General features: G+C 70.4%; 25 protein-coding genes. 13 read left to right on the forward strand and 12 right to left on the reverse strand.

What is annotated here, in order from left to right; genetic code table 11:
- Nucleotides 1-353: aldolase/citrate lyase family protein (locus OU415_RS32830; RefSeq protein WP_270953398.1), on the forward strand; the 353-nt coding region annotated here is incomplete at its 5' end.
- Nucleotides 354-503: 150 nt separating this feature from the next.
- Here the strand turns inward: OU415_RS32830 and OU415_RS32835 are convergent.
- Nucleotides 504-1,394, reverse strand: coding sequence for an NAD(P)-dependent oxidoreductase (locus tag OU415_RS32835; protein WP_270953400.1), 891 nt, complete (start codon nucleotides 1,392-1,394; stop codon nucleotides 504-506).
- Between the two features lie 27 nt (nucleotides 1,395-1,421).
- On the reverse strand, nucleotides 1,422-2,762 hold the full coding sequence (locus OU415_RS32840) for an NAD(P)H-dependent oxidoreductase (RefSeq protein WP_270953402.1): 1,341 nt from the start codon (nucleotides 2,760-2,762) through the stop codon (nucleotides 1,422-1,424).
- 152 nt (nucleotides 2,763-2,914) lie between these two features.
- Between OU415_RS32840 and OU415_RS32845 the strand changes: the two genes are divergently transcribed.
- Both OU415_RS32845 and OU415_RS32850 read left to right on the forward strand, forming a co-directional pair.
- A complete protein-coding gene (locus OU415_RS32845; protein WP_270953403.1) occupies nucleotides 2,915-3,964 on the forward strand; it encodes a LacI family DNA-binding transcriptional regulator in 1,050 nt (349 codons plus the stop codon).
- Entirely contained in the window at nucleotides 3,955-4,266 is a 312-nt protein-coding gene (locus tag OU415_RS32850; RefSeq protein ID WP_270953404.1) for a putative quinol monooxygenase, read from the forward strand. Before OU415_RS32845 ends, OU415_RS32850 begins: the two co-directional genes overlap by 10 nt.
- Before the next feature lie 54 nt (nucleotides 4,267-4,320).
- Here OU415_RS32850 and OU415_RS32855 read toward each other — a convergent pair whose 3' ends face one another.
- Both OU415_RS32855 and OU415_RS32860 read right to left on the reverse strand, forming a co-directional pair.
- Nucleotides 4,321-4,698: a hypothetical protein gene (locus OU415_RS32855; protein WP_270953405.1), complete on the reverse strand. Its 378-nt coding sequence runs from the start codon at nucleotides 4,696-4,698 to the stop codon at nucleotides 4,321-4,323.
- A complete protein-coding gene (locus OU415_RS32860) occupies nucleotides 4,695-6,131 on the reverse strand; it encodes an Nramp family divalent metal transporter (RefSeq protein ID WP_270953406.1) in 1,437 nt (478 codons plus the stop codon). The genes OU415_RS32855 and OU415_RS32860 overlap by 4 nt, the downstream gene beginning before the upstream one ends.
- Nucleotides 6,132-6,380: 249 nt before the next feature.
- On the opposite strand from OU415_RS32860, the gene OU415_RS32865 reads away from it, so the two are divergent.
- Entirely contained in the window at nucleotides 6,381-7,427 is a 1,047-nt protein-coding gene (locus OU415_RS32865; RefSeq protein WP_270953407.1) for a LacI family DNA-binding transcriptional regulator, read from the forward strand.
- Nucleotides 7,428-7,526: 99 nt separating this feature from the next.
- Here OU415_RS32865 and OU415_RS32870 read toward each other — a convergent pair whose 3' ends face one another.
- The 3 genes from OU415_RS32870 to OU415_RS32880 are packed head-to-tail and all read right to left on the reverse strand — an operon-like array spanning nucleotide 7,527 to nucleotide 11,893.
- Nucleotides 7,527-8,519: an alpha/beta fold hydrolase gene (locus OU415_RS32870; protein WP_270953408.1), complete on the reverse strand. Its 993-nt coding sequence runs from the start codon at nucleotides 8,517-8,519 to the stop codon at nucleotides 7,527-7,529.
- Nucleotides 8,519-9,958 (reverse strand): MFS transporter, encoded by a 1,440-nt coding sequence (locus tag OU415_RS32875; protein ID WP_270953409.1) that lies wholly within the window; start codon nucleotides 9,956-9,958, stop codon nucleotides 8,519-8,521. Before OU415_RS32875 ends, OU415_RS32870 begins: the two co-directional genes overlap by 1 nt.
- A gap of 33 nt (nucleotides 9,959-9,991) precedes the next feature.
- Nucleotides 9,992-11,893, reverse strand: coding sequence for a flavin-containing monooxygenase (locus OU415_RS32880; protein WP_270953410.1), 1,902 nt, complete (start codon nucleotides 11,891-11,893; stop codon nucleotides 9,992-9,994).
- Between the two features lie 289 nt (nucleotides 11,894-12,182).
- Between OU415_RS32880 and OU415_RS32885 the strand changes: the two genes are divergently transcribed.
- Nucleotides 12,183-13,118, forward strand: coding sequence for an SDR family NAD(P)-dependent oxidoreductase (locus OU415_RS32885; RefSeq protein ID WP_270953411.1), 936 nt, complete (start codon nucleotides 12,183-12,185; stop codon nucleotides 13,116-13,118).
- A 54-nt stretch (nucleotides 13,119-13,172) separates the two neighbouring features.
- On the opposite strand, the gene OU415_RS32890 is transcribed toward OU415_RS32885, so the two are convergent.
- Nucleotides 13,173-13,769, reverse strand: coding sequence for a TetR/AcrR family transcriptional regulator (locus OU415_RS32890; RefSeq protein WP_270953412.1), 597 nt, complete (start codon nucleotides 13,767-13,769; stop codon nucleotides 13,173-13,175).
- A gap of 163 nt (nucleotides 13,770-13,932) precedes the next feature.
- Here OU415_RS32890 and OU415_RS32895 point away from each other — a divergent pair, with 163 nt between their 5' ends.
- Nucleotides 13,933-14,805, forward strand: coding sequence for an NAD(P)-dependent oxidoreductase (locus OU415_RS32895; protein WP_270953414.1), 873 nt, complete (start codon nucleotides 13,933-13,935; stop codon nucleotides 14,803-14,805).
- Here the strand turns inward: OU415_RS32895 and OU415_RS32900 are convergent.
- A complete protein-coding gene (locus tag OU415_RS32900) occupies nucleotides 14,802-15,536 on the reverse strand; it encodes a LysR family substrate-binding domain-containing protein (protein ID WP_270953415.1) in 735 nt (244 codons plus the stop codon). The genes OU415_RS32895 and OU415_RS32900 overlap by 4 nt on opposite strands.
- A gap of 61 nt (nucleotides 15,537-15,597) precedes the next feature.
- Between OU415_RS32900 and OU415_RS32905 the strand changes: the two genes are divergently transcribed.
- Nucleotides 15,598-16,011, forward strand: coding sequence for a DUF5997 family protein (locus OU415_RS32905; protein ID WP_270953416.1), 414 nt, complete (start codon nucleotides 15,598-15,600; stop codon nucleotides 16,009-16,011).
- A 54-nt stretch (nucleotides 16,012-16,065) separates the two neighbouring features.
- Here OU415_RS32905 and OU415_RS32910 read toward each other — a convergent pair whose 3' ends face one another.
- Nucleotides 16,066-16,386 carry a nucleotide pyrophosphohydrolase gene (locus OU415_RS32910; protein WP_270953417.1) on the reverse strand — a complete coding sequence of 107 codons (321 nt, stop codon included), beginning with the start codon at nucleotides 16,384-16,386 and terminating at the stop codon, nucleotides 16,066-16,068.
- Nucleotides 16,387-16,495: 109 nt separating this feature from the next.
- Here OU415_RS32910 and OU415_RS32915 point away from each other — a divergent pair, with 109 nt between their 5' ends.
- Complete coding sequence (locus OU415_RS32915) at nucleotides 16,496-17,710, forward strand: Shedu immune nuclease family protein (protein ID WP_270953418.1); 1,215 nt, start codon at nucleotides 16,496-16,498, stop codon at nucleotides 17,708-17,710.
- A 178-nt stretch (nucleotides 17,711-17,888) separates the two neighbouring features.
- Here OU415_RS32915 and lexA read toward each other — a convergent pair whose 3' ends face one another.
- The gene (gene lexA / locus OU415_RS32920; RefSeq protein ID WP_270953420.1) at nucleotides 17,889-18,545 is read right to left on the reverse strand and encodes a transcriptional repressor LexA; all 657 of its coding nucleotides are present in this window, start codon (nucleotides 18,543-18,545) and stop codon (nucleotides 17,889-17,891) included.
- A 184-nt stretch (nucleotides 18,546-18,729) separates the two neighbouring features.
- Here lexA and OU415_RS32925 point away from each other — a divergent pair, with 184 nt between their 5' ends.
- From OU415_RS32925 to OU415_RS32940, 4 genes are all read left to right on the forward strand, one after another.
- On the forward strand, nucleotides 18,730-19,860 hold the full coding sequence (locus OU415_RS32925; protein ID WP_270953422.1) for a magnesium and cobalt transport protein CorA: 1,131 nt from the start codon (nucleotides 18,730-18,732) through the stop codon (nucleotides 19,858-19,860).
- A gap of 269 nt (nucleotides 19,861-20,129) precedes the next feature.
- Nucleotides 20,130-22,484 carry a xanthine dehydrogenase family protein molybdopterin-binding subunit gene (locus OU415_RS32930; protein WP_270953424.1) on the forward strand — a complete coding sequence of 785 codons (2,355 nt, stop codon included), beginning with the start codon at nucleotides 20,130-20,132 and terminating at the stop codon, nucleotides 22,482-22,484.
- Entirely contained in the window at nucleotides 22,481-23,311 is an 831-nt protein-coding gene (locus tag OU415_RS32935) for an FAD binding domain-containing protein (RefSeq protein WP_270953425.1), read from the forward strand. The genes OU415_RS32930 and OU415_RS32935 overlap by 4 nt, the downstream gene beginning before the upstream one ends.
- A complete protein-coding gene (locus OU415_RS32940) occupies nucleotides 23,304-23,780 on the forward strand; it encodes a (2Fe-2S)-binding protein (protein WP_270953426.1) in 477 nt (158 codons plus the stop codon). Before OU415_RS32935 ends, OU415_RS32940 begins: the two co-directional genes overlap by 8 nt.
- A 245-nt stretch (nucleotides 23,781-24,025) precedes the next feature.
- On the opposite strand, the gene OU415_RS32945 is transcribed toward OU415_RS32940, so the two are convergent.
- Nucleotides 24,026-24,670 (reverse strand): TetR/AcrR family transcriptional regulator, encoded by a 645-nt coding sequence (locus OU415_RS32945; protein WP_270953428.1) that lies wholly within the window; start codon nucleotides 24,668-24,670, stop codon nucleotides 24,026-24,028.
- A 250-nt stretch (nucleotides 24,671-24,920) separates the two neighbouring features.
- Between OU415_RS32945 and OU415_RS32950 the strand changes: the two genes are divergently transcribed.
- Entirely contained in the window at nucleotides 24,921-26,354 is a 1,434-nt protein-coding gene (locus tag OU415_RS32950) for an MFS transporter (RefSeq protein ID WP_270953429.1), read from the forward strand.
- Nucleotides 26,355-26,473: the final 119 nt, after the last annotated feature.

Genomic DNA, 26,473 nt, shown 5'->3' on the forward strand with positions numbered 1-26,473 from the left:
AATCGGTGCTGGTCCTGGCGATGATCGCGACGCCGGCGGGCCTGGCCAACGTCGCCGAGATCTGCGCGACGCCCGGTCTCGACGGCGTCTACATCGGGCCGGCGGACCTGCGCCTGGCCGTCGGCGGCGCGACCGCGTCCGACCCCGCCGTGGACGACGTGTTCGAGGAGGCGGTGGTGAAGATCGCCGAGGCCGCCGCCGACGCCGGGATCGCCGCGGGCTTCCACACTCCGACCGGCGAGGTCGCCAAGCGCCGGCTCGCGCAGGGCTTCACCTACGCGACGGTGTCCTGCGACCTCGTGCACCTGGAGGAAGCGGCGATGGCCCACCTCTCGGCAGCGCGGGAGGGATGAGCGGTCAAGCGATGCGGTTCCCGCGTTCCCACGCGGTACCGGACAGCGCCGACCGGGGAAATCCCCGACTGGACGGCCGGTCGCCGACTACGACGCCGGTAGGAGAGCCGGGGTTCAGCTGAGCGAGCGGCGTCGTGGTCGTCCGGGCGCTCACGCGTTCGCGATGGTTCGGATCAGGCCCGAGTGGTCCAGGTCGCCGTCACCGGCGGCGACCATCCTGCCGAACTGGGCGCGCAAGAGCTCGGACACCTCCGACGGCGCACCGGCGCTGTTCGCCGCTTCGACGGCGAACACGAGGTCCTTCAACTGGTTCCGGGCGCTACCACCACCGGCGAAGTCCTCGCTCAGCCATCGCGCCGACTTCTGGTTCAGCACCTCCGATCCGGCGAGACCACCGGAGAGCGCCCGCAGCAGGTCGGCTCGGGGCAGACCGCAGCGCTGCGCCAGGCAGAGCGCCTCGCTCAACGCCGCGATCGTGCCCGCCACCACCACCTGGTTGCACGCCTTGGCCAGCTGACCGGCACCGCACTCCCCCATGCGCACAACCGTTTCCGCGACAGCGGAGAACACCGGCTCAAGCGACTCCACCGCACTCGGATCGCCGCCCACCATCAAGCTCAGCGAGCCGCGTTCCGCGCCGGGCACGCCGCCGCTCATCGGCGCGTCGACGACCCGGACGCCGTGGTCCGCTCGCAGGCGCTCGGCGAATTCCCGGACCGCGACGGGCGAGACGGTTCCGTGCACGACCAGGATCGGATCCACGACGCCGTTGCCGCGCCAACCCGCCAACAGGCCTTCCGGGCCGGTGAGCAGGGAGTCGACCTGCGGCAGGTCGGGCAGCACCGTGAGGACCACGTCGCAGGCGGCTTCGGCCGGCGACGCAGCCTGCCGAGCCCCCAGCTCGACTAAGCGCGCCGCGCGTTCCGGCGTGCGATTCCACACGGTGAGCGATCCGAGCCGGCGGACCAGGTTGGCCGCCATCGGCTCCCCCATCGGTCCCAGCCCGAGCAGGGAGGCAGAACGTGCGGCGGGTGTCGTCATCGGTCCTCGCGATCGTCGCGGGTCGGGTCAGCCCTGGGCGAGGAGTTGTTCCGTTTCCGCCCGGAGTTCGAGCACCTGCGCGAACGAGTCGTCGAGCACCACGTCGTCGCGGGTGAGTACCGCGCCCTTCGGGATGTCGCGCCGCAGCTCCACGTGGTGCGCCAGCGCGATGGGCAGTGCGCCCCGCTCGACCGAGGCCCGGGCCGAGATCAGCTTGCCCCACACGGTGTAGCCACCTTCGCCGTCGAGTTCCTCACCGGCCTTCAGGTCCTTCTTCGCGGTCGCCACCACATCGCCGAAGAAGCCCTTCGGCGCACCGGTCGCCACCCCGCGCAGGGCGGCGTTGGCGATGGTGATCCCGAGTTCCAGCCCGACGTAGTGGTAAGGGCGGTACAGCGCGGCGTACTGCTTCGTCGGGTCCGGGTGCCACGGGTACTCCCCGAAGCAGCCCGAGACGTAGTCGTTGGTGGCCTTGACGACGACGAAGACCCCCTCCTGCGTGTTGTGCGGAATCCAGTCGCCTTCGCGGGTCACGCTGGACATGACGTCCACCGATCCCTCGTGCGCCAGCACGCCGCCGACTTCCGCCGGCCGGCAGACGGTGGCGATCTCCTCGACGTCACCCGGGGTGAAGGTGAGCCCTTCGTCGGACGGGACCAGGCCAGCGGCGTTGGCGACCGCAGCCATTTCGATGGCCGCTTTCGTCCCGTCCCGGAACGCGGTGTGCATGTAGGGGTTGAGCTGCCCGGAATCGGTGAGCTCCTTGGAGAACTCCCAGTTCTCCCACACGTTGTCCGGGTTCATCTCGTGGTAGTGCTCCAGGTACTTGGCGCCCTTGCCCGCGCACACCACCTGGAAACCGGAAGTCCGCGCCCAGTCCACGAGTTCCATGATCAGCGCGGGCTGGTCGCCGTAGGCCAGCGAGTAGACCAGCCCGCGGTCGGCGGCCCGCCGGGCGAGCGCCGGTCCCAGCAACGCATCGGCCTCGACGGTCACCATGATGATGTGCTGGCCGGTCTCGATGGCCTTGAGCGCGTGCGAGGTCCCCACGATGGGGTTCCCGGTCGCCTCCACGACCACGTCGATGTCCGGGGTGAACAGCCGGCTCGCGTCGGGCAGGATCGCGGTCCGGTCGCTTGTCAGCGCGTCGTCCAGATCGGCGGCCACGGCTTCCGGCGGCCAGTCGACCAGCTTGAGTGCCTGGTGCGCACGGGCGAGGTCGATGTCGGCCACGGCCGCCACGTGCACACCCGGGGTGGCCCGGACCTGGGCGAGGAACATCGTGCCGAAGCGACCGGCTCCGATGACCCCGACCCGGATCGGCTTGCCATCGTGTTCGCGCGCCAGCAGCAAATCGTGCAAGTTCACCGGAACTCCCGAGGTGGTAGCATGTGGTAACGGTTCCAGTTTTGTACCACCCCGATTTCCGGACCGTCAACGCCCGACCGCGCCGACCACCTCCCGCACCGGTCCGCCGGCCCCGGTGGCTTAGGGTCCGTCCGAGCTCGGGAAGGAGTTCCATGAAGAAGGCGGCAACCATTCGAGACGTCGCCGCGCAGGCCGGCGTGTCCGTCTCGGTGGTGTCACGCGTCCTCAACGACACCGGCCCCGTCGCGCCCGAGAAGCGGGCGAAGGTGCTGGCGGCGATCGACGCCCTCGACTACCGGCCGCGCGCCGCCGCGCGCCAGCTGAGCCAGGGCGGGAGCAGCACCATCGGATTGCTGCTGGCGGATCTGGCCAACCCGTTCTTCGCCCGGCTCGCCGACCGCGTGGTCGCCGAAGCGCGCTCCCGCGAGCTGCAGATCCTGCTCATGACCACCCAGGAGGACCCGCACCTGGAGGCGCAGGCGCTCGACACCCTCCTGGACCGTTCCGTCGGCGGCCTGATCGGTACCCCGACCGGCGCCAACGTCGAGCGCTGGGAGAAGCTCGCCTCGCTGGACATCCCGGTGACCTTCGTGGACCGGGCGATCAACGGGCTCGCCCAGGTGGACGTGGTCAGCATCGAGAACGTCGAATCCGCCGCGACCGCGACCGCGCACCTGCTCGCCCGCGGGCACCGGCGGATCGGCCTCGTGTCCGGCCCCCTGGACACCACGACCGGGTTCGACCGGGTTCGCGGGTACGAGCAGGCGCTGCAGGAGCACGGCGTGGCCCCGGACGACCGGCTGGTGCGCCCGGTGCCGTTCCGCGGCGATCGCGGCGCAGACGTGGTGGCGCAGATGCTGGGCTTGGACGAGCCCCCGACCAGCCTCATCGTCGCCAACACCGCGCAGGTGCGCGTGGTGCTGCGCATGCTCTTCCAGGCGCGGGTGTCCATTCCGGACGATCTGTCGGTGGTGGTCTTCGACGACAACCCGTGGACCGAGCTGATCCGCCCCCCGCTGACCGCGGTCCGCCAGCCGATCGACCTGCTCGCGCTGCACGCGGTGGAGCTCATCCACGCGCGCATGCGGCAGAAGCTCGCACCCGGACCCCGCCACGTCCGCGTCGCCGCCGAGTTCCTGGAACGGGCCAGCACCGCACGAGTTCGACCTGTCAGCAACAGATCGGAGCGACCATGCCAGTGATCGTCACCGCCGTCTTCGAACCGCTGCCCGGATCCCGCGACGCGGCGAAGCGGGCCATCCAGGCCGCACTTCCGGCTGTCCACGAGGAAGCGGGCTGCGTGCACTACGCGTTGCACGACGCGGCGGACGGCTCGTTGGTCCTCATCGAGAAGTGGGAGTCCCAGGAACGCCTCGACGCCCACTCCGCCGGAGCGCCGGTGGCGCGGCTCAACGACTCCCTGGCGGGACTCCTCCAGTCGGCCCCGGCCGTCACGGTCATGGCACCGCTGCCCGGCGGGGACCCGGCCAAGGGCCAGATCTGACGCACCGTTGTGCCACCGAGCCGCGAAGGCGCGGTGGCACAACGGTTTTCGCGATCAGACTTCGGCACCTCGGCCGCCGGTTCGCGTCCGGACGACCATCCACGAGCAGTAGAGGCCGATGGCGGCCGCGATCACGGACAGCACCGGCTGGACGAACAGCAGCGCGACGGTGAGCAGGCAGGACGAAGCGGTCATCGCCCGCCAGATCGGGGCATTCCGCTGAACACCACCGCTGGTCCGGCTCGACCGGGCCGGTGCTCCGCTCGGCCGCGCCGGCGCGGCCTTCCACCCGAGGTAGACCTGCGATGCGGCGGCCAGGACGAAGATCGCGGCCCAGGACCACGATCCCTCGGCGACCCGGAAACCGGCCAGCAGCAGGAAACATCCGGTGCCCAGCAGGTATCCGGGGGTGATCCGCCACGCGGCGCTCATCGCAGGACCCCCGAGTACTGGGCCAGCGCGATGAGACCGGCGACGAGGAGCGCAGTCGAGGACAGGGCGATGAGCAAACGCCCGACGCGGCCGATCCGGAAGGTCTTCGGCAGCACCCGGCGTTCCAGCACCAGCAGGCCGAACCCGTAGATCCCCACCGCGACGGTTCCGCCGACGATGTTCGCCGGACTGATCAACGACACCAGGTCCGCCCCGGTGAGGATCAGCGCGACGCCGCCGACCAGCACGTAGCCGTAGACCCAGCGGCGGGTCCGCGCGACGCCTCCCTCGCGCACCCGCTTCGACACCGCGGACAGCGATTCGTGGGTCGTGCGGGTGTAGACCTCCCAGATCGCGTACATGGTGCCGAGGAAGACCATGATGATCGCGACGATGTAGAAGTACCGCAGGACCGGGTGGATGATGCCCAGCACGTCGCCCTGGTAGGTCAGCACGTTGTTCCCGCTGGGCACGTTGTGCGCGGCCCCGAGGATCTCCTTGCCGGTGATGGTGAAGGCGACCGCGGTCAACCCCATGGTCGCGAAGCTCAGCACGACGTCGCCCAGCGGCGCCCTGGCCCAGCCCCGCACCCGGCTGCGCTCCTCCGGGGTGTCGACCAGCTCCAGCGGCTCGGAGGTCGATGCCACGTCGTCGCGACCCGGCAGCCCGAGCGCACCCCACCGCTTCTCCCGCATCAGGCCCGCGTAGCCGATGTAGTCGTACATGCCGCCACCGAGACCGCCCATGAAGACCACGGCCTCCACCCAAGCGGACCGCGCGGCGATCTCCGGGTACTCGGTGAAGACGAAGGGCTCGTAGCCGAGGCCCTGCGGCACGAAGCCGCCGAGCACGTCGAGCCACTGCGGGTTCGCGGCGAACACCGCGACCACGACCAGCGCCACCTTCAGCGCGACGATCGCGATCTGGGCGCGTTCCAGCAGCGCGTACCAACCGAACCAGGCGATCGCGGCGGCCAGGACGAGCAGCACCAGTCCCCAGGCGACCGCCGGCCCGCCGACGACCTTGTTCAGGTAGCCGCCGATCCCCGAGGCCAGCGCACTGGCCACGAAGGGGAAGGACAGCACCGCCAACGTGCCGATGAGCAGCGGGAACCAACCGCGCGGCCCTGGGATCACGCGTGCCAACCCGCTCATCGGATGCTCGCCGGTCAGCACGATGTAGCGGTTGGAGGAGTAGATCACCGCGGCCTTCGCGACCGTGCCGACCACCACCACCCACAGCACCGCGAAGCCGAAGACCGCGCCCATCCGGGACGCGAGAACGGTTTCCCCGCTGCCCACGGTCAACGATGCGATGATCGCTCCCGGCCCGAAGAACTTCGCGATCGTGGCAAGGCTCAGCCTGCGCCGCGCGAGTTCCGCGGGAACTTCCGGCAAGCACGCCCGCTCCGCGGGCACATCCCGAGCGCTCATGATCGGGTCCCCACTGGTGGCGCAGGGGTTTCGAGAGGCCGATTTCGCCAGTCGCAGATGCGGGTGCAGGCAGTTCGGACGCCTTTCATGCTGACTCCCTCGTCAGTCATGTATAACGTTATACGAGATGTGCAACGTTGTACTTTGTGCCATCCGGCCACATCGGTGTCAACCCGTAGGGTGAAATCGCCCGGAGCGGCGAAGCTCCGGGCCGCGAAGGTGGCGGACGGCGGGAAGCGGAGGAGGACCATGGCACGCGGCCGGGCACCGACGGTCAAGGACGTGGCCGAGCACGCCGGGGTGTCGCCCGGCGTGGTGTCGCGAGTCGTCAATGCCAACGGATCGGTCTCGGAGCGGACCCGCAAGCGGGTACTCGCCTCGATCAAGGCGCTCGACTACCGCCCGCACAGCGCGGCCCGGGAACTGCGCACCCGCACCACGAACACCATCGGCCTGGTCCTGGCGGACGTGGCGAACCCGTTCTTCGCCCACCTCGCCGAGCACGTCGTCCGGCACTCCGCCGAGTTCGGCCTGGGCGTCCTGCTCACCACCACGCAAGAGGATCCGGCGATGGAACTGCGGAGCATCGAACTGCTGATGCAGAAGCGGGTGCGCGGCGTGATCGCCGCACCGGGCACGGGCAACGCGGCGGCCTGGCGGCACATGCGGGACCTCGGCATCGACCTGACCTTCGTCGATCGGGTCATCGACCGCATCCCGGGGATCGACGTCGTCGGCATGGACAACGAGAGCGCGGCCCATGCCGCGACGACGGCGCTGCTCGAACGCGGGCACCGCCGCATCGCGCTGGTGAGCGGACCGAGCACCACCTCGACCGGACGCGAGCGGATCGACGGTTATCGCCGGGCGCTGGGCGAGCACGACATCGCCGAAAACCCGGCCCTGGTGGCAGAACTGGCCTTCCAGCGCAGCGGGGTGGAGAACGCGGTGCGCGCGATGGCCGGGCTGGACGAGCCCCCGACCGCGCTCGTCGTCGGCAACACCGCGGTATCCGCCCACGTCGTGCGCTACCTGCAGGAATGCGGTGTGCGACTGCCCGAGGACCTCTCGGTGGTGGTGTTCCACGACGCGGAGTGGGCGAAGTTGATGACGCCGCAGATCACCGTCGTCCGCCACCAGCTCGACGCCCTCGCCCGCAACGCCGTGGAAATGCTGCACAGCCGCATGAACTCCGACGAGCCGTTGCGCCGGCGCGAGATCCGCCTGGACAGCGAACTCGTGATCAGGAGCAGCGTCGCAGCCCCCAGGAAGCGCCGCGCCCTCCTGGAGACGTGAGCGCGCGGGGCCGGAGGCGCTTCCTCAGGCCCCCGCGCGCACTCCCGGCGAGCGGAGCCGGTTGGCCGTTCGGGCTTTGCCTTCGCAGACCCGATCGCGTCAGAAGTGGCGGGTGAGCCACTCCACGAGGATCTCGTTGGTGCCCTCCGGGTCCTCCTGCTGGGTCCAGTGGCCGGTGTCGAGCATCCGCCGCTCGAGGGTTTCGACGTACCGGAGCAGGTCGTCGCTCAGGTCCGGGTGGCAGATCGGGTCCCGGCGAGCGGCGATCATCAACGCCGGCACGGTCAGCTTCGGGACCGCGCCGTCCGGGAACAGCTCGGACTGCACGCGCCAGTTCCCCGGGATGCTCCGGTACCAGCTCAGCGGTCCGCCGAAGCCCGTGCGGGCGAACGCTTCGGCGTAGTGGGCGAGTTCGTCGTCGCCGACCAGCACCTCGCCGGGCCAGGTGGCCTCGTCCTCGGCGAGCAGGTGGCTGTAGCTCATCGACTCCGGGTCGTGCCGACCGGTTCGCGAGAGGGTCGTCCCGGATCCGGTGTCGCGGCGGAAGAAGAACCGGAGCGTCCGCGCCGGATCGCGCTCCATCAGCTCCTGCAGCTCCGGGGTCTGGAAGTGCGCGACGTAGTTGCGCGGCCCGTACGCCTGCGAGTACTTCTCCAGCGGGTCCTCGCGGGAGTAGCCGAACGGCGTGTTGAGGGTGATCACGCCCGCCACCCGCTCGGGATGCAGGTGCGGCATCCACCACGAGATCATGCCGCCGAAGTCGTGGCCAACCACCACCGCGCTCTGGTAGCCCGCGTCGGCGATCAGGCCGGCGACGTCGGCGGTCGTCTCCGCGATGCTGTACGCCGTCGGGTCGGCCGGGCCGGTCGAACGGCCGTAGCCGCGCAGATCCGGTGCGAGCACGTGGAATCCGGCATCCGCCAGCGGTCGGAGCTGGTGCCGCCAGGAGGCGGCCAGTTCCGGGAAACCGTGGCAGAGCACCACGCACACGTCCCGGGTGGCGCGCTCCGGCTTCGCCTCGTGGACGGCCAGCCGGACGCCGTTGGTGTCGACGAACCGCGGGGTCGGCAGCAGGCTCTTCGCCGTGGTCATCAGCTCACGCTCCGGTTCTGCAGGGTGCGGGGTACCGCGAAGGACGCGAGGGCGCCGATCGCTGCGGCAGCAGCAGCGACCAGGAACGCGCCTCGGAAACCGCCCGCCTCGTAGGCAGCACCGCTCGGGCCAGTGGCGACCACGAAGTGCGCCAGGACGGTGAACCCGATCGTCGAGATCAGGGTTCCGGCCATGGTCTGGGCGACGCCGACGAAGCTCGACCCGACGGCGCGCTCCGTCTCGGGCAGGGTCAGCAGGGCGAGGTTCGGGACGGCGGCGTAGATCATGCAGCCCAGTCCGAAGACCACCCAGATCAGCACCATCACGGCGGGCGCGGTGGGCACGGTGGCGAGCACGACGGCCGACACCGCGATGGCCGCCGCGCCGAGGGTGAGGTGGTTGCGGAAGCCGAGCGAACGCGCGGTGGCGCCGGCGATGAACCCGCTCGCGACGATCGCGAGCTGCCCGGGCAGCAGCCACCCCGCCATCTGGGTCGCGGAGAGCCCGAACCCGTATCCGGTGCTCTGCGGCGCTTGCAGCAGCATCGGCATCAGGGTCGCGAGCAGCGTCGTGGCGCCGTAGGCGATACCGCCCGCGATGACCGTGTAGCGCAAGCCCGGGTTGGCGAACAGGTCCAGGCGGATCAGCGGTTCCGGTGTGCGGCGCTCCCACCACACCCAGATGGCGAAGCCGACCAGCCCGATGCCGACGAAGGTCAGCGTCCGGGAGTCGAACAGGCCCCACGTCTTGCCCCGGGACAGGCCGAACATGACGACGAACATGCTGGCGGTGACCAGGGCCGCGCCGATCCAGTCGATCCGCGAGCGGGTGCGGATCGGCGTCTCCTGCACGACCAGCGCCGCGAGCAGAGCACCGAGGGCGCAGAAGCCGAACGCGAACCAGAACACCGAGCGCATCCCGAACTGGTCGATGAGCACACCGGCCACCAGCAGCGAGCCGACGCCGACCGCGCCGACGCCGGTGTTGGCGATGCTGATCGAGATCGACTGCATCCGCACCGGGAACGTGTCCCTGATCAGCGTGTACCCCAGTGCCATGCAGGCGAAGGCGATGCCGGAGAGGAACCGGCCGGCCACCAGGACGGCGAACGCCGGTGCCGTCGCCGACATCAACGCGCCCAGCGCACCGACGGCGGCGGTGACGACGAGCATCCGCTTCTTGCCGTAGCGGTCGGCCAGCTTGCCGATGATGGGCGAGGCGACCGCGCCGGACAGCGTGAACGCCGTCATCACCCAGACCACCTGGCTGCCGGGGAACTCGGCGGCGACCTGCGGAAGCGCGGGCGCGATCAGGGAGAAGCCGAGGGCGGACTGCTCGGTGAGCAGCAGCAGGATCAGCAGCACGCCGACCCAGTAGCCGGTGGAACGTCTTTCCGGGTCTTCAGTGGTGGCGGGGCCACCGGAGGCCGAGACGGACATGGGAACTCGCTTTCGTCGAGCGACTCGGGTCGATCAGCGGAGGGTGAAGTGCGCCGGGTCGGGCCGCCGGTGCTCGGTCCAGACGTCGACCAGCCGCCACGGGCAAGCGAGGATCACCCGGCCCCGGGCGTTGCGGTAGTAGGTGTGCGCGGTCGGGGTGTGCCGCCAGACGGTGCGCTCCATGTCGGCGTCGATGCGGGCGACGTACTCCTCGTAGGCGGCGCGCGTCGGTTCCAGCGATCGGGCGCCCCGCTCGGCGAGGAGGCGCAGGCACTCGAACAGGTAGTGCACGGTGACCTCGATGCCGAAGTTGTTTCCCGCACCGTGGCTGGGGTTCGCGTTGGGCGCATTGGCGACGAACAAGTTGGGGAATCCCGGCACGGTGCCGCCCCGGTAGGCGCGGGGGTCGTTGTCGGCCCACTCGTCGACCAGCCGGACACCGCCCCTCCCCCGGATGTCCACATCGGACAGGAAGTCGAGGTGGAACCCGGTGGCGTAGACGATGGCGTCGACCTCGACCAGGTCGCCTCCAGGCATCCGGATGCCGCGCTCGGTGATCTCCGCGGGCTCGGCGACGACGACGTCGACGTGGTCGCGGGTGAGCGCGGCGTAGTAGCTGCCCGGGTCGCGGATGATCCGCTTGCCGAACGGCGCGAAGTCCGGGGTCACCTTGGCCGCCAGCTCCGAGCCCGCGCCGAAGGTGCGGTCGATGTAGGCCAGGCAGTCCTGGAGCAGGACGTCGTTGGCCGGCGAGATCGACCGGTGGGTGGCGGCCCACTCCGGGTCGACGATGACGACCGGGTAGCCGTTGTCGGCGGATCCCCAGAACGCCTTGAGCCGCAACCAGTTCGCGTAGAACGGCACGTGCCGGCCGAGCCAGCGGTGGTGCTCGGGAACGTCGTCGCTGTCGCGCTTGCGCGGCGCCACCCAGTGCGGCTGGCGCTGGAACAGGGTCAGGTGGGCGACGTCGTCGGCGATCGCGTCGACGATCTGGGCCGCGGTGCAGCCCGCACCGATGACGGCGACCCGCTTGCCGGTGAGATCGATGCCGGAGTGCCACTCGCCGGAGTGCACGCTGATGCCCTGGAAGCGTTCCCGCCCAGGCGCTTTCGGGTACTGCGGCCGGTTGAGGTAGCCGGCCGCGGTCAGCACCGCGGCGGCGTCCTCGACGCGGGTGCCGTCGGCGTCGCGCACCCGGATCCGCCAGCGGGCGGCATCGTCGTCCCAGGTCAGGGCCTCGACCTCGGTGCCGAGCAGGACGTTCTGCCGGATGCCGTGCCGGTCGACGACCTCGCGCAGGTACTCCTGGTACTCGCCGCCCTTCGGGTAGTAGCTCGTCCAGTCGGGGTTGATCTCGGTGGACAGCGAGTAGTACGACGACGGCGTGTCGACCCCGACGCCGGGATAGGTCTGGGTCAGCCAGGTGCCACCGATGTCGTCGTTGCGCTCGTAGATCCGGTACCGGACGCCCTCCCGCTGCGCGGCGAGCGCGGCGGCGATCCCGGCCAGACCGCCGCCGATGATGGCCAGGTCGATCGTCGACGGCAGCGGCTCGACCGGCTGGGCGGCTTGAAAACCCCCTTGCTCCAACAACATCGGGTAGTACTCCGGCCCCGGCGTCACGCCCATCGCGATCGGCACCAGCCTCGTGAAGAACGCCAGGTCGTCAGGGGCCGGGCCGCTCTCCGGTGTCCGGTCCGCGGTCAGCGCCGCGACCAGCCGGTCGATGATCGCCGCAGCGGTGGCGGTGTCGGTGCGGCCCGCCAGCTCGGGCGGATCCGGCACGTGGGTGAGCGCGCCGCCGAACTCGTCGAGCACCGACGCATCACGGGTGACCTGGGCCAGCACGGCCAGCAGCACCGCGGGGTCGGCCCGGCTCAGGTGCGCGCGCAGCTCGTCGACGTCGAGGACGTGGGCAGGAGCGGAAGCGGACAAGGCGACTCCTAGCAGGGGCATGACGGGAAGTCGCGGCGCAGCGGGTCCGCGCCGGTGCGAACGGTCCGGACGGAGCTCGTCGGACGGCCGGAGATCGAGGCCGAACGACGTTGTGAGCCAGGACACTAAGCGGCCGAGGGAGCCTTGTCCATACTCACGTCTCGGTTTTCATATCGATGGCTCGAAATTTCGCCTCCTGGTCTACCCGAGGGGCTCCCGGTCGACTACCGTCGCGATTCCGTTCGCCCGAACGCCGCATCCGGAGCCCCTCGAGAAAGGTCCGGCCGCCATGGATCAACTGCGCTTCGACGACCAAGTAGCCCTGATCACCGGCGTTTCCACGTTCGGCCTCGGGCTCGCCTACGCCCGGCTGCTGGCGGCTCGCGGCTGCCGGATCGTCATCAACGACCTCGGCCGCGACTGGACCGGCTCGGCCACCCCGCCCGGCACCGACGAGGCGGTGCGGATCATCGAGGCGGAGGGCGGCATCGCCGTCGGGGTGACGGGCGACGTCGTGGCGGAGGCCGAGCAGATCGTGCAGGCCGCCGCGGACGCCTTCGGACGGCTCGACATCGTGATCAACAACGCGGGCGCCGGCGGTGACTTCGACACCCAGGTCGACGTGCACCTGCGCGGCGCGCACCGGATCAGCGAGGCGGCCTGGCCGCACCTCGCCGCCACCGGCGCGGGACGAATCCTGAACATCTCGTCCAACGGCAGCTACGGCGCACCCGCGATGCCCGGATACGCCGCGGCCAAGGGCGGCATCCTCTCGCTCACGCGCACCCAGGCGATCCTCGGCCGACCGGTCGGCGTGCGGGCCAACACGATCCTGCCCGCCGCGTGGACCCGCTCGACCGCGGGCATCGAGCAGCCCGGCTTCTCGGACTTCATCTCCACCCACTTCCCGCCGGAGGCCGTGGCCGCCTTCGCGACGTACCTCCTGCACCGCGACACGACGCTCACCGGCGAAGCCTTCGCCGTCGGCGGCGGGCTGGTCACCCGCGTGGTCCAGGCCGAGACGCGGGGAGCGCAGGCCGCCGAGCACGTGCCCGAGGCGTGGTCCGAGCTGATCGACCAGGTGCTGGCGCCCGAGTCGATGACGATCGCCGGCTCGCTGTGGGCGCAGCTCGACGCGTTCGTCGGCCGGCTGGGGCCGGAGGCGCGGGCGGACTGGGCGAAGATCAAGATCGCCCCCGACGTGACCGGGAAGGTCGGGTCGTGACGCCCGCGTGCGCTTTTCCGCCCGGCCGCGGGAGTTTCGCTTGAGCGCGGGACTTCAGTCGACGCGCAGCGCCGCGCACCAGACGTCGGTGATCGTCTCGATCGCGCCGGCCCGGTCCGCCGGCCAGCCGCGCACCAGCCAGGTGTTGAGGAACAGCTCCAGGCCGCTGATCAGCAGCAGCGCGCGGCGCTGCACGTCGGCCTCGTCGAAGCGCTGCCACAAGACCGCGTTCGCGGTGAGCGCCGCGACGAAGCGGTGGTGGTAGTCGAGGTAGAACTCGTCGTAGCGGACCAGCCCGGAGCTCTGCACCCGCAGCCGGTCGGCGTCCTTCTCCCAGGCGGCGACGACGTGCTCGACCCACCCGGCGATGCTCGCCCGCGTCCACTCCTCGAGCGCCCCGAAGTCCTGGTACAGCGACTCCGCGCGATCCCACATCTCGATGACGATCTCGCGGACGATCATGTCCTTGCTCGGGAAGTACGAGTACAAGGTCGCCCGGCTCGCCCCCACCGCCTTCGCGATGTCGTCGATCGTGGTCTCGCGGAAGCCCCGCTCCCCGATCAGCTCGGCGGCGGCGTCGAGCATGGCCGCCCGCGTCTGGCGCTTCTGCCGCTCCCGCAGGGACGGACGCTGCTCGGGTCTGGATTCCATACTCCGAGTCTAGTGTCCGGAACGCCCACCTCACCGGTGGACGCGCGACCCCGCGCAAATCCACAGTGGACGATTTGCTGAGGAGCTGGGCACTCCGCCTGGCGTGGTGGCGGGCCAGCTGCTTGTCTGGCGGGGAGGGACACCACCGACCGGGGAGGACTTCATGAGCGAGGCACGGACCGTGGCTGTGCTGGGCACGGGGATCATGGGCGCTGCGATGGCCCGCAACATCATCCGCGCTGGTCACACCGTGCACGTCTGGAACCGCACGCGGGCGAAGGCCGAGCCGCTGGCAGCCGACGGAGCGCACGTCGCCGACACGCCCGCCGGAGCGGTGCACGACGCCGACGTCGTCGTCACGATGCTGCACGACGGCGCTGCCGCGCTGGAGGTGATGCGGCAGGCAGCCGCCCGCCCCGGCACGGCCTGGATCCAGTCGACCACGTCCAGCATCGGCGACGTCGGCGAGATGGCGGAGCTGGCCCGCGAGCAGCAGCTGCTCTTCTTCGACTCCCCCGTCCTCGGCACCCGCCAGCCCGCCGAGGACGGACAGCTCGTCGTCCTGGCCGCCGGACCGGCCGAGGGCCGGCCTGCGGTGGCACCGGTGTTCGACGCAGTGGGTTCGCGCACCGTGTGGACCGGCGAGGACGGTGCCGCGGCCAGCTCCACGCGCCTCAAGCTCGTCGCCAACAGCTGGGTCCTCGCCGTCACCAACGCCGCTGGTGAAGCGCTCGCGCTGGCCAAGGGGCTGGGCGTGGACCCGCAGGGGTTCTTCGACATCATCAGCGGCGGCGCGCTGGACATGGGCTACCTGCACGCGAAGGGCGCGGCGATCCTGGAGGACCGGCTGACCCCGCCCAGCTTCGCGGTGACCACCGCGGCGAAGGACGCCGAGCTGATCGTCCAGGCCGGCCGTGAGCACGGTGTCCGCCTCGACGTCGCTGAAGCTGCAGCACAGCGGTTCAACCGGGCCACGGAGCTGGGGCACGGCGGCGAGGACATGGCCGCCGCCTACTTCGCCAGCTTCGACAGCTAGCGGCGGCGGGGTTTGCCGTGCCTGCCACCTCGGGAGTTCCCCGCGCCGCGCGGCTTCGGGCGACCGGTCGGCTTCTTGGTCTCGGCCGGTCGCTTGCGCTTCTCCTCCGGAGGGGTCTGCGGGCGGCCGCGCGTGCTGTTGACCGTCCGGCCGCGGACGATCCCGATGAACTGCTCCATCAGGTCCGTCGTCTCCTCCTCCAGCCAGGACAGCGCGACGCGCGACTGCGGGGCGTCGGTCAACGGCCGGTAGACGAGGTCCTTGCGGTGGTGCAGGCGGGCCAGCGACTGCGGGACCACGAGCAGTCCCACCCCGGCCGCCACCAGCTCGATGGCGTCGCCGGTCGTGGCCGGGCGCTCGATCGCGGGCTGGCCGGGCGGGCGCTCCCAGCCGAGGGTGTCGTCCAGCGGGTGCAGCACGAGCTCGTCGGCCAGGTCCTCGCTGGTCACCTCGTCGACGGCGGAGATCACGTGGTCCTTCGGCACGACCACCACGGTCGTCTCGGTGTAGAGCGGGATCGCGTGCAGGCCCGTGCGGTCGGTCGGGAACCGGAGCAGCACCATGTCGGCCTCGCCGCCGCGCACCAGGTCGGCGGCATCGGCGGCGGACACCTGGACGAGGTCCAGCGGCACGTCGGGCATCCGCTCCGCCCACTTGCGCACCCACTTGCCGGGCGTCACGCCCGGCACGTACGCGAGCGTGAACGAGGGCTGCTCGTCCGAACCAGTCACGCGCCACAGGTTACCGGGCGTCACCGCAGGTGGTGCGGGTGCGGGTCGATACCCTGGGGGCATGACATCGCGCAAGACCTCCCAGACGATGAAGCCCGCGACCGCGGCGAAGAAGCTCGACGTGTACCTCGGAGCCTGCCCCGCGGAGTTCCAGGAGGGTGTCGTCTCGCGCGATGAGCTCAACGCCCTCCAGGCCGACCCGCCGGAGTGGCTGCGCGAGCTGCGCCGCAACGGCCCGCACCCGCGCCAGGTCGTCGCGGCCCGGCTGCGCGTGTCCATCGGCGGCCTGACCCGCAACGGCATCACCGACCCGCTCACCACCGAGCAGATCAACGCGCTCAAGGAGGAGGACCCGGAGTGGCTCCAGCAGGAGCGCGAGACCCTGCTCGAGGCCAAGCGGGAAGCCGCCCGCGTCCGGGCCAAGGCCGAGCAGCGCAAGGAGAAGGCCGAGCAGCGCCGCGAGTCGCGCGGCTGATCACCGATCCCGGTCCACAGTGGACCAGAATGGCCCCCTGACCGCCGAGAACGCTCAGGCGGTCGGGGGGAACCGCGTCTCGTTGCGGTCGATCTTGGCGTTGGCCGCTTCGACGAGGTCGATGCCGCAGACGTCGGTCAGCCTGATGAGGTAGAGCAGGACGTCGGCGGCTTCATCGGCCAACCGCTCCTTGAGCCCGCCTTCGGCCAAACCCGCAGCGGCGCCGTCGTCGTCGACCCACTGCAGTTCCGCGACGAGCTCCCCGGCCTCCCCGCTGAGCGCCATCGCCAGGTTCTTCGGCGTGTGGTACTGCTCCCAGTCCCGCGCCGCCGCGAAATCCCGCAACCTGCCGCGAATCCCCTCAACGCTGTCCATGCCCACACCGTAGTGCCGCTGGCCACCGGACTTCCCCCGCACTCCACGTGGCCGCGAATACGTGCACGAACCCACGCCGGTGTCGGTGCCTCACGCACAATGGCGAGTCGTGGAGATCAGAGCGGATTTTGCGCTGGAAGAGCAGCTGGAAGGCATCGCTGCTGAGACCGCTGCCCCTGAGGTCAAGGAAGCTGTCGCCGCTGTGCTGACCCATCTTCGAAGCGGAAAGGGACGACATCGTCGAGGCGGCCAAACCCTGGTCAGGCTACTGGAACAAGCCCGCCTGCGCGCTTCAGAAGAAGACGAATGGCACGTTGTGCGACTCCTGCAAGATTCGCTGGACTACAGCACCGGAAGGCTGTTGAGACCTTCATTCGAGGAGAACTACCGGCTCTTTCAGGAAGGAAAGGAACGAAACCCAGCGCACCGGGACTTCCTGGCGAGCACTGCGAACGCAGCACTTGGTTTCTGGGAGGAGCAAGGACGCCGGTTCCTCCGCGAACATCCCGACGCCACCGCGAACGAGCTGTTCAACTACTTCGTCGGGCTTCGAGAAGACCTACCGTTCTTGCAGGCCCCCGCAGACCAGCCAGGGCGCTACAAAATAGTTCGAGGCAGTGCCGAGATGGCACTCTGGTTGGAACGCGTCCTGCGTAACCGCGTTGACGTGGAGGATCCGGCTGAAGCTGCCGGACGGATCGCCATGTCACCGGAAGCGCTCAAGGTCCTGGCGGAGGACGAGAACGGCCAATCACTGCTGAAAGCCGCCGAGCTGAAACGTCGTGCGGCCAGCATCACCGAGCTCCGCGGCCTTTCAGAAGATCCCGCTGCCACCGAACACGATCTGCAGCGTGCTCTTCAAACGCAGCCGTGGATCTTCGGCGGGCAGTTCATCCGGACAGCAGCTCACCGGCGGCTTGTTTCTGGCGATGAAGTGGACATACCTCTGCTGCGCGCAGACGGCACCCTGCACCTGGTCGAGCTCAAACGGGCCATGGGTGCCCGTGCTCTGGTGAAGCGCCATCGCAACGCATGGGTACCGACCTCCGAAGTCCACGATGCCGTGGGACAGGCGATCAACTACCTGGTGGGGCTGGACGAGAACCGACAGCGCATCCGCGAGGAGTTCGGCATCGAGACCCGCCGGGCCAGTGCGCTGGTCCTTATCGGGCATCCCGCCCTGCACCCGGACCTGGCGGAAGAGGATCTCAACCAGGTCCTTCGAACGCTCAACACGCACACCAACCGGGTAGAGGTCCTGACCTACGCAGAGCTCCTCGACAGCGCCGAGCGGTCGCTGGGCGGAATTCCGACGACCGCGTAGTTTCCGACCAATTCTGGAGCATGCCTTTTGTCCGACCTGAACTCGGCGGACGAACCGCGCCAGCAAATCCCTGCGCGACGCCCTCGCCCATGCGGTGTCCCAAACGCCTGCGCCCTCGGGTCGTGAGTGCGGAGTCGGGGTGGAGCACTGCTGCGCGCTCACGACCGCAGTGCAGTGCTCAGACGCTGCGGAGGACTGAGACGACGACGCCGAGGACGACTGCGTTGTCGCCGTCGATCACTTCGTAGGCCGGGTTGCGGGGTTCCAGGAGGACGTGGCCGTTGCGGCGGCGGTAGACCTTCACCGTCGCTTCCTCGTCGATCATCGCCGCCACGATCTGGCCGGAGTGGGCTTCCTGCTGCTGGCGGACCACCACGATGTCGCCGTCGCAGATCGCCGCGTCGACCATCGAGTCGCCTCGCACCCGCAGGCCGAACACGGTGCCGCGGCCGGTGAGCTCCCGGGGCAGGCTCATCACGTCGTCGAGGTGCTCGTCCGCGGTGATCGGGGTACCGGCCGCGATGTCACCGACCACGGGCACCGGCACCGACGTCTCCGACCCGCTCGCCGCCGTCGGCTGCAGGAACGCCCGCACGTCCATCGGGCGGGACACCGTGGCGCTGCGGCGCAGGAAACCCTTCTCCTCCAACGCGTTCAGGTGCTTCGACACCGAGGAGGACGAGCGCAGTCCCACGGCTTCGCCGATCTGGCGGGTGCTCGGCGAGTACCCGTACCGGTTCACCCAATCCTGGATCGTGGCCAGGATCCGCTGCTGGCGCAGCGGCAGGCTCGAGGCGTCCAGGTGCTCGAAGGCGTCGAAGTCGTAGGCGGCCACCCCCGAATGGTAGAGGTCAACACCGCCACCCGGAGCACTGCCCCGGCGGGCGCCCGACGCGGGAACGCGCCCCGACCGGCCGGTGTCCGGGAGAGCGGAGCCGACCCGTCGCTGGGTACCCTCACCACGATCGTGGACAGCGAGGTCTTCGGCCAACGCCTGCTCCCGCACCCAGGAGGTTCTCGTGCCCGAATGGCGTCCCCGGTCCCTGCGCAAACCGCGGCGAATCGTCGAGCCCCAAGCGCCCGAGCACTCGATGGACCCGCGCGCGGACGACGACCGGCCGCTGGCCGACCGGCCGCTGATCGACACCGCGATCTACCGCGACGGGGTCCGCACCTCGACCCCGCCGAGCCTGGCCGAGACCTACCGGCAGCTGCGCAGCGAACCCGGCACGATGGCCTGGATCGGGCTGTACCGGCCGGCCGAGGAGGAGCTGCTGGCCGCGGCCGAGGAGTTCGACCTGCACGAGCTCGCCGTCGAGGACGCGATCGTCGCGCACCAGCGCCCCAAGATCGAGCGCTACGGCGACACGCTGTTCGTGGTGCTGCGCGCCGCGACCTACGTGGACGAGACCGAGGAGGTCAGCTTCGGCGAGCTGCACCTGTTCATCGGCACGAACTTCGTGCTCGCCGTCCGCCACGGCCAGTCCCCCGACATGTCGGCGGTGCGCAAGCGCATGGAGGACGACCCCGACCTGCTGCGCCGCGGACCCGAGGCGGTGCTGTACGCGGTGCTGGACAACGTCGTCGACGGCTACGCGCCGGTGATCGCCGGGCTGCAGAACGACATCGACGAGATCGAGACCGAGGTCTTCCAAGCCGAACCGCACGCATCGCGGCGCATCTACGAGCTGTCCCGCGAGGTCATCGAGTTCCAGCGCGCGACGCAGCCGCTGCTGAACATCCTGCGCAGCCTGGAAGCCGGGTTCGACAAGTACGGCATCGACCAGGAGCTGCAGCGCTACCTGCGCGACGTCGCCGACCACGCGACGACGGTCGGCGAGCGGGTGGACGGTTTCCGGCAGCTGCTGGACAAGATCCTCACCGTCAACGCCACGCTGGTCACCCAGGCGCAGAACGAGGAGATGCAGAAGATGACCGAGGCCAGCCTGGCCCAGAACGAGGAGATCAAGCGCATCTCGTCGTGGGCGGCGATCCTGTTCGCCCCCACCCTGATCGGCACGGTCTACGGCATGAACTTCGACCTCATGCCGGAACTCCACTGGCCCCTCGGCTACCCGTTCGCGGTGGTCCTGATGCTCGCGGTCTGCCTCAGCCTCTACACCATCTTCAAGCGCAAGAACTGGCTCTGACCCGACTGCGAGCGCGGCATTTCCGCAGGTGGCGCCCCGTGAGTCTTTTGGGGCGCTATAGCAACCCAAAGTACTCACGGGGCTTGACCAGCGACGACGGAGGTTTTCGGACGTCTCTGCCCGAAGTCGTCGCTCCGGCGGGTGGCGTCCTTCCGGTGGATTGCGGGTGAGTGCCGGGGTGCAGCAGGCTTCGTAGGGATCGCCCCCTGTGGTCGGTGCTGCGGGGGCTTCTGCCGCGCGGTGACCCGGGAGGCCGGATGGTGCGTCCGATGCAGAGCGCTCGCCCTTCGCTGCTCGGCGCGAGGGTGCCCCGGGTGGAGGACGACCGGCTGGTCGCCGGGCGGGGGCGCTTCCTCGCCGACGTGGTGCTTCCCGGCATGGTCGAGGCCGCGTTCGTCCGCAGCGAGCTGCCGCACGCCCTGGTCCGCGGGGTCGACACCTCGGCGGCGCTGGAGTCGGACGGGGTGCACGTGGCGATCAGCGGTCCTGAGCTGGGCATCGGGCCGGTTCCGGACCTGGTGCAGTGGGTTCGCCCGGTCCGGCACTTCCCGCTGGCGCGCGACCGGGTCCGCTACGTCGGCTGTCCGCTGGCCGTCGTGGTCGCCGACGACCGCTATCTCGCCGAGGACGCCGCCGAACTCGTCGACGTCGACCTCGAACCGCTGCCCGCCGTCGACGACGTCGATGCCGCGCTGGCACCCGATGCTCCGCTGCTCTACCCGGAGTGGGGCGACAACCGGTTGCTGTCGATGGCGCCCGAGAACCCGGCCGTGGACGAGGCGTTCCGCCGCTTCCCCACCATCAGCGGCACCTACACGATCGACCGCTGCACGGCCGCTCCCATGGAACCGCGCGGCGTCGTGGCCGAGTACCGCGACGACCGGCTCACGGTGTGGACCTCCACCCAGGCCGCGCACCTCGTGCGCACCATGCTGGCCGACGTGCTCGGCATGGCCGAGCGCGACATCCGGGTGATCACGCCCGACGTCGGGGGCGGGTTCGGGCAGAAGAACACGATCTACCCGGAGGAGTACCTGGTGCCGTGGCTGGCGATGCGGTTGCGCCGGCCGGTCCGCTGGGTCGAGGACCGCCACGAGCACCTGCTGACCTCCTGCCACGCCCGCGACATGCGCATCGAGCTGTCCGCCGCGGTCCGCGACGACGGCACGATCGCCGCGCTGCGCGGGCGGATTCGCACCGATCTGGGTTCCGGCGAGACGTTCCCCGGCGGGTTCGGCCCCAGCGTGGTCGCCGTCGGTTCGCTGTGCGGGCCGTACCGGATCCCGCACCAGTGCGTGGCGGTGGAAGGCGTGGTCACCAACAAGACACCGCTCGGCGGGTACCGCGGTTACGGCATGCCGGAGGGCACCTTCGCGATCGAGCGGCTGGTGGACAAGATCGGCCGCGAGCGGGGCATCGATCCGCTCGAACTGCGCCGCCGGATGATCCTCGCCCCTGACGACCTGCCCTACGAGACCGCGGCAGGTGCGCGGATCGACTCGGGCAGCCACCGCGAGGCCTTCGAGCGCGCGGTCGAGCTCGGCGAGCAACTGCTCGCTGAAGAGCGACAACGCACCCCGGACGCGCACTTGGGCGTCGGGTACGCCACCTACGTCGAGGGCGTGGCCGCCAGCGCCTTCGCGGTCACCGGCATCCGGAGCGGCCAGGACTCGGCGGACCTGCGCTTCGACCCCGATGGCGGAGTCACCGTCGCGGTGGGGATTTCGGCGATGGGCCAGGGTTCGCACACCATGGTGGCCACGCTCGTCGCCGAGGAGCTGGGCCTGCCGATCGACCAGGTCCGGGTGGTGATGGGCGATACCGACACGGCCCCGTTCGGTCTGGGCAGCTTCGCCAGCCGCAGCGCGGTGGTGGCCGGCGGCGCGATCGCGCAGGCCGCGGAAGTGTTGCGGCGCAAGGGAACCGAGATCGCCGCGCACCTGCTGGAAGCCTCGCCGGACGACCTGGAGCTGGCCGACGGCGGGTTCCAGGTGCGCGGCAGCCCCGGCAGTTCGGTGCCCTGGTCGCAGGTGGCGCGGGTGGCGTTGACCCGCACGTTCGAGCTGCCACCGGGAACCGATCCGGGACTCGACGCGCGCGCCAGCTACGAACCGCCGGGCATGGACCACGCGCCCCGCCCTGACGGGAAGATGAACGCCTCGGCCAACTACACCAACTCCACGCACGCCGCAGTCGTCGAGGTCGATCCCGGTACCGGTGTCGTGCGGGTGCGGCGGTACGCGGTGGTGCACGACTGCGGTCATATCATCAACCCGCTGACCGTGGCCGGGCAGATCCACGGCGGAGTCGCGCAGGGCATCGGCGGGGTGCTGCACGAGCAGCTGCCCTACGAGGACGGGCAACCGCTGGCCACCACGTTCGTCGACTACGTGCTGCCCACGGCCTGCGAGATCCCCGACATCACGACCGAGGAGCTCTGCAGTCCGGCACCGGAAATCCCGTTCGGCATCAAAGGTGCTGGTGAAGCGGGCATCATCGGACCGCCGGCGGCGATCGCCCGCGCGGTCGAGCACGCGCTGGAACCGCTGGGCGTCGCCGACGTCGACACCACCCCGCTGACCCCGTCGGCGGTGCGGCGGCTGATCGAGGGGGCCCGGTCGTGAAGCCGCCACCGTTCCACTACGCCCGCCCCTCCGACGTCGCCGAAGCGGTCCGGCTGCTCGCCTCGGACGAGGACGCGAAAGCCCTCGCCGGTGGCCAGAGCCTGCTGCCGATGATGAACTTCCGGCTCGCCCGGCCGAGCGTCCTGGTCGACATCGGCCGCCTGCCGGAGCTGGCGGAGCTGCGCCGCGAGGACGACGTCCTGGTCATCGGCGCGGGCGTGCGGCAGCGCACCGCCGAGACCTCGCAGCTGGTCCGGGAGACTTGTCCTCTGCTCGGCCAGGCGCTGCGGCACGTCGGACACCACCAGATCCGCTCCCGCGGCACCGTCGGCGGATCCCTGGCCCACGCCGACCCGGCCGCGGAGCTGTGCGCGGCTGCCACCGCTCTGGACGCTGAAGTCGTGGTGACCGGCATCAACGGCCGCCGAACCATCCCTGCCGCCGAGCTTTTCGTCGCGCCGTACGAGACTTCGCTGTCCGCTGACGAAGTCCTCACCGAGGTGCGCGTGCCGATCCGCGATGCGCGCTGCGGATTCGCCGAGATAAGCCCTCGTTCGGGCGATTTCGCCATCGCAGGCGTCGCAGCGGTGCTTTCCGACGAGGTGCGGCTGGTCGGTTTCGGCATCGGCGGCACCGTCCAGCGCCTCCCAGAAGCGGAAGCCGCACTGGACGGGACAGCGCTGGAAGCCGAGAGGATCGACACCGCCGCCCAGCTGGCAGCCGACTCCACCGCTCCACCGGACGACCTCCACGCCGACCCGGCGACCCGGCGCGCCGCTCTCCGCGCGGCCGTGCAGCGAGCCCTGAAGCAGGTGGCGAATGCCTGAAAACCCCTCCCCCACCAGAGAAATCACGCTGACCGTCAACGGCCACCGGGTCCAGCGCACGGTGCCGGTGCGCCGCCTGCTGGTCGACTTCCTGCGCGACGACCTCGGCCGCACCGGAACCCACGCGGGCTGCGAACACGGCGTCTGCGGAGCGTGCACGATCCTGATCGACGGCGAACCGGCCCGCTCCTGCATCACCCTGGCGGTCCAGGCGGACGGAACCGAGGTCACCACGGTCGAAGGCCTCACCCCGGAAGAAGGCCTGAACCCGGTGCAACAGGCCTTCAAGGACTGCCACGGCCTCCAATGCGGCTTCTGCACACCAGGTTTCATCGTCACGCTGTCGGCGGCCAACCCCGAAGACCACCCCGACGACGACTCGATCCGAGAACTCCTCGCCGGAAACCTCTGCCGCTGCACCGGCTACCACCACATCGTCGACGCGGTGAACCAGGCCTGGGGCCGTTGAAGCCGTTCGGTTCTTCGGGCCAGTAGTTCTCGGAGTCGTCCCACAGGTAGGCGATCGCCGTCGTCGCGTCGTCCATCACCAGGCGGTACACGCCCTTCTTGCTGCCGCCCGCGACCCGCTCGACCGCCTCCAACTGGCGTCCGCCGCCCAGCGCGGCCCGAGCCGCACCGGCCAACTGGGCCCGCGTCACCGCCCTGGGTGCCACGTACCGAACCGCCTCTCCGCCACGACGACCCGTCTCGACGTCAATGGACGGTCACGGGGGCCAGCCACATGCCCACGATGCCGTCGATCAGGCCGTTCGCCGCGTCCTCCCACGTCGCTCGCGGGGTCGATTCCCCTTCGGCCAGCGCTCGTTCTCGCTCCGCGATCATGTGCACCATCAGCTGGCGCGCCATGTCGCGGCGTTCCAGGCGCACTTCCAGCGGCAGGTCGGGCAGGCAGCTGTTGAGCCCGTCGGTCGCGCGCAGCAGCGCCGGCGAGTTGAGCGACTCCGACACCACGATCTCGCGGTAGGCCGGGTCGGTCATGGCTTGCGCGCCGAAGCGGCCGAACCAGGTCGGCGCACCGAGGTCGGCGAAGTAGCGGGTGGACGGGCGGACCACGCAGGCCACCCAGTCGCGCACGTCCGACGAGTCGCCGACGGCCGCGACCATCTCGCCGCGCAGCTCCTCGATCGGTCCGCTGTGCTTGCGCATGATCGCGCGGACCAGGTCGGCCTTCGAGCCGAAGTGGTAGCCGACCGCGGTGTTGTTGCCCTGCCCGGCCGCCTCGCTGACCTGGCGGTTGGACACCGCTGCCACCCCGTGCTCGGCGAAGAGCCGCTCCGCGGCCGAGAGGATCAGCTCCCGCGTCGCCGCGGCCCGCGTCGAACCTGCCGTTCGCGCCATCTCGATCACCACCGCACTGGACTCTCGCGCGGCTCGCCGACTGCGAGCCCCTCCGACTTGGCGCAGCTCCGCGACGGGAGCCTGCTCCAGTGTGACCTGCAGTTCGACGCGCCCCGACGCCCACCCCGGGCCGGTGCGCCTCGGACGTGGCTCCAGTCAAACCGCTGCTGCTATCGTCAGTCAATCAACTGACTTAATTCAGGCGAGTGCGCTGGTCCCCGACCGCGCGACGATGGGAGCCCTTCCGCACATGACCCGCGCCTCCAGCACGCGGCCCGCCACGCCGCCGCAAGTGCAGTCCAGCACCGTGGTCCCGGTGCTGGCGTTCAGCGGCATCGTCGTCTCGCTCACCCAGACGCTGATGATCCCGCTGGTGCCGAAGCTGCCCGAGCTCCTGCACGCGAGAGCGGCCGACGCCGCGTGGGCGATCACCGCCACGCTGCTGGCCGCCGCCGTCGCAACACCCACCATCGGCCGGCTCGGCGACATGTACGGCAAGCGGCGGATGCTGCTGTTCAGCCTCGGGATGCTGGTGCTCGGTTCGGTCGTCTGCGCGCTCTCCGACGGGCTCGCCCCGATGGTGGTCGGGCGCGTGCTGCAGGGCTTGTCCTCCGGTGTCATCCCGCTGGGCATCAGCATCATGCGCGACGAGCTGCCGCCGGAACGGCTCGGTGGTGCGACCGCGCTGATGAGCGCCTCCCTCGGCGTCGGCGGCGCGCTGGGACTCCCCGCGGCCGCGTTCATCGCCGAGAACGCCAACTGGCACACGCTGTTCTGGGTCGCCGCAGCTCTCGGCGCCGTCGCCGCGGTGCTCGTGACCTCGCTGGTGCCGGAATCGCAGGTCCGCACCGGCGGGCGGTTCGACCTGCCGGGCGCGGTGGGCCTGTCGGTGGCGCTTCTGTGCCTGCTGCTGGTGATTTCCAAGGGCGCCGACTGGGGCTGGACCGGCGGTGTGACACCCGGCCTGCTCATCGCCGGACTGGTGGTGCTGGCGGCGTGGGGCCGGTGGGAGCTGCGCACGCCGCAGCCGCTGGTCGACCTGCGCACCACCGCGCGCCGCCAGGTGCTGCTCACCAACATCGCTTCCGTGGTGTTCGGGTTCGCGATGTTCGCGACGTCCCTGGTCATCCCGCAGCTGCTGCAACTGCCCGAGGCCACCGGTTACGGGCTCGGGCAGTCGATCCTCGCCGCGGGCCTGGTGATGGCGCCGAACGGGCTGATCATGATGGCGATGGCGCCGGTGTCCGCGCGGATCTCGCGGACCAGGGGGCCGAAGGTCACGCTGATGGTCGGCGCGCTCGTGGTCGCCGTCGGCTACGGATCGAGCCTGCTGATGATGTCGAGCATCTGGCAGCTCATGATCGCCTCCAGCATCATCGGCGCCGGGGTGGGGCTGGCCTACGGCGCGATGCCCGCGCTGGTCATGGCCGCCGTTCCGGTGTCCGAAACCGCTGCGGCCAACAGCCTGAACACCCTGATGCGCTCCATCGGCACGTCGCTGTCCAGCTCGGTCGCGGGCGTCGTGCTCGCGCACATGACGATCGAGCTGGGCGGGGCGGCGCTGCCGTCGCTCGGCGGATTCCGCGTCGTGCTGGGCATCGGCGCGGTCGCTGCGCTCTTCGCCCTGCTGATCGCGGCATTCCTCCCGGGCCAACCCACCAACCGAGACCAGGAGCTCGCATGAACGAATCGCAGGCCGGTGCCCTCCGCGTCGGGTTCGGCCCGGCGCCCGCCGTGGCGGCGCTGCGCGAGCGGCCCGGGATCACCCGGGTGCCGACCCCGTTCGGCCCGTCGGCGTGGATG

It is taken from the genome of Saccharopolyspora oryzae (assembly GCF_027853915.1).
Taxonomy (GTDB): domain Bacteria; phylum Actinomycetota; class Actinomycetes; order Mycobacteriales; family Pseudonocardiaceae; genus Saccharopolyspora; species Saccharopolyspora oryzae.

Coding starts and splice junctions, on each gene's coding strand:
- OU415_RS32835 (WP_270953400.1), bottom strand. CDS start 1,394: ATGACGACACCCGCCGCACGTTCTGCCTCCCTGCTCGGGCTGGGACCG.
- OU415_RS32845 (WP_270953403.1), top strand. CDS start 2,915: ATGAAGAAGGCGGCAACCATTCGAGACGTCGCCGCGCAGGCCGGCGTG.
- OU415_RS32850 (WP_270953404.1), top strand. CDS start 3,955: ATGCCAGTGATCGTCACCGCCGTCTTCGAACCGCTGCCCGGATCCCGC.
- OU415_RS32855 (WP_270953405.1), bottom strand. CDS start 4,698: ATGAGCGCCGCGTGGCGGATCACCCCCGGATACCTGCTGGGCACCGGA.
- OU415_RS32860 (WP_270953406.1), bottom strand. CDS start 6,131: ATGAGCGCTCGGGATGTGCCCGCGGAGCGGGCGTGCTTGCCGGAAGTT.
- OU415_RS32865 (WP_270953407.1), top strand. CDS start 6,381: ATGGCACGCGGCCGGGCACCGACGGTCAAGGACGTGGCCGAGCACGCC.
- OU415_RS32870 (WP_270953408.1), bottom strand. CDS start 8,519: ATGACCACGGCGAAGAGCCTGCTGCCGACCCCGCGGTTCGTCGACACC.
- OU415_RS32875 (WP_270953409.1), bottom strand. CDS start 9,958: ATGTCCGTCTCGGCCTCCGGTGGCCCCGCCACCACTGAAGACCCGGAA.
- OU415_RS32885 (WP_270953411.1), top strand. CDS start 12,183: ATGGATCAACTGCGCTTCGACGACCAAGTAGCCCTGATCACCGGCGTT.
- OU415_RS32890 (WP_270953412.1), bottom strand. CDS start 13,769: ATGGAATCCAGACCCGAGCAGCGTCCGTCCCTGCGGGAGCGGCAGAAG.
- OU415_RS32895 (WP_270953414.1), top strand. CDS start 13,933: ATGAGCGAGGCACGGACCGTGGCTGTGCTGGGCACGGGGATCATGGGC.
- OU415_RS32905 (WP_270953416.1), top strand. CDS start 15,598: ATGACATCGCGCAAGACCTCCCAGACGATGAAGCCCGCGACCGCGGCG.
- OU415_RS32910 (WP_270953417.1), bottom strand. CDS start 16,386: ATGGACAGCGTTGAGGGGATTCGCGGCAGGTTGCGGGATTTCGCGGCG.
- OU415_RS32930 (WP_270953424.1), top strand. CDS start 20,130: ATGCAGAGCGCTCGCCCTTCGCTGCTCGGCGCGAGGGTGCCCCGGGTG.
- OU415_RS32940 (WP_270953426.1), top strand. CDS start 23,304: ATGCCTGAAAACCCCTCCCCCACCAGAGAAATCACGCTGACCGTCAAC.
- OU415_RS32945 (WP_270953428.1), bottom strand. CDS start 24,670: ATGGCGCGAACGGCAGGTTCGACGCGGGCCGCGGCGACGCGGGAGCTG.
- OU415_RS32950 (WP_270953429.1), top strand. CDS start 24,921: ATGACCCGCGCCTCCAGCACGCGGCCCGCCACGCCGCCGCAAGTGCAG.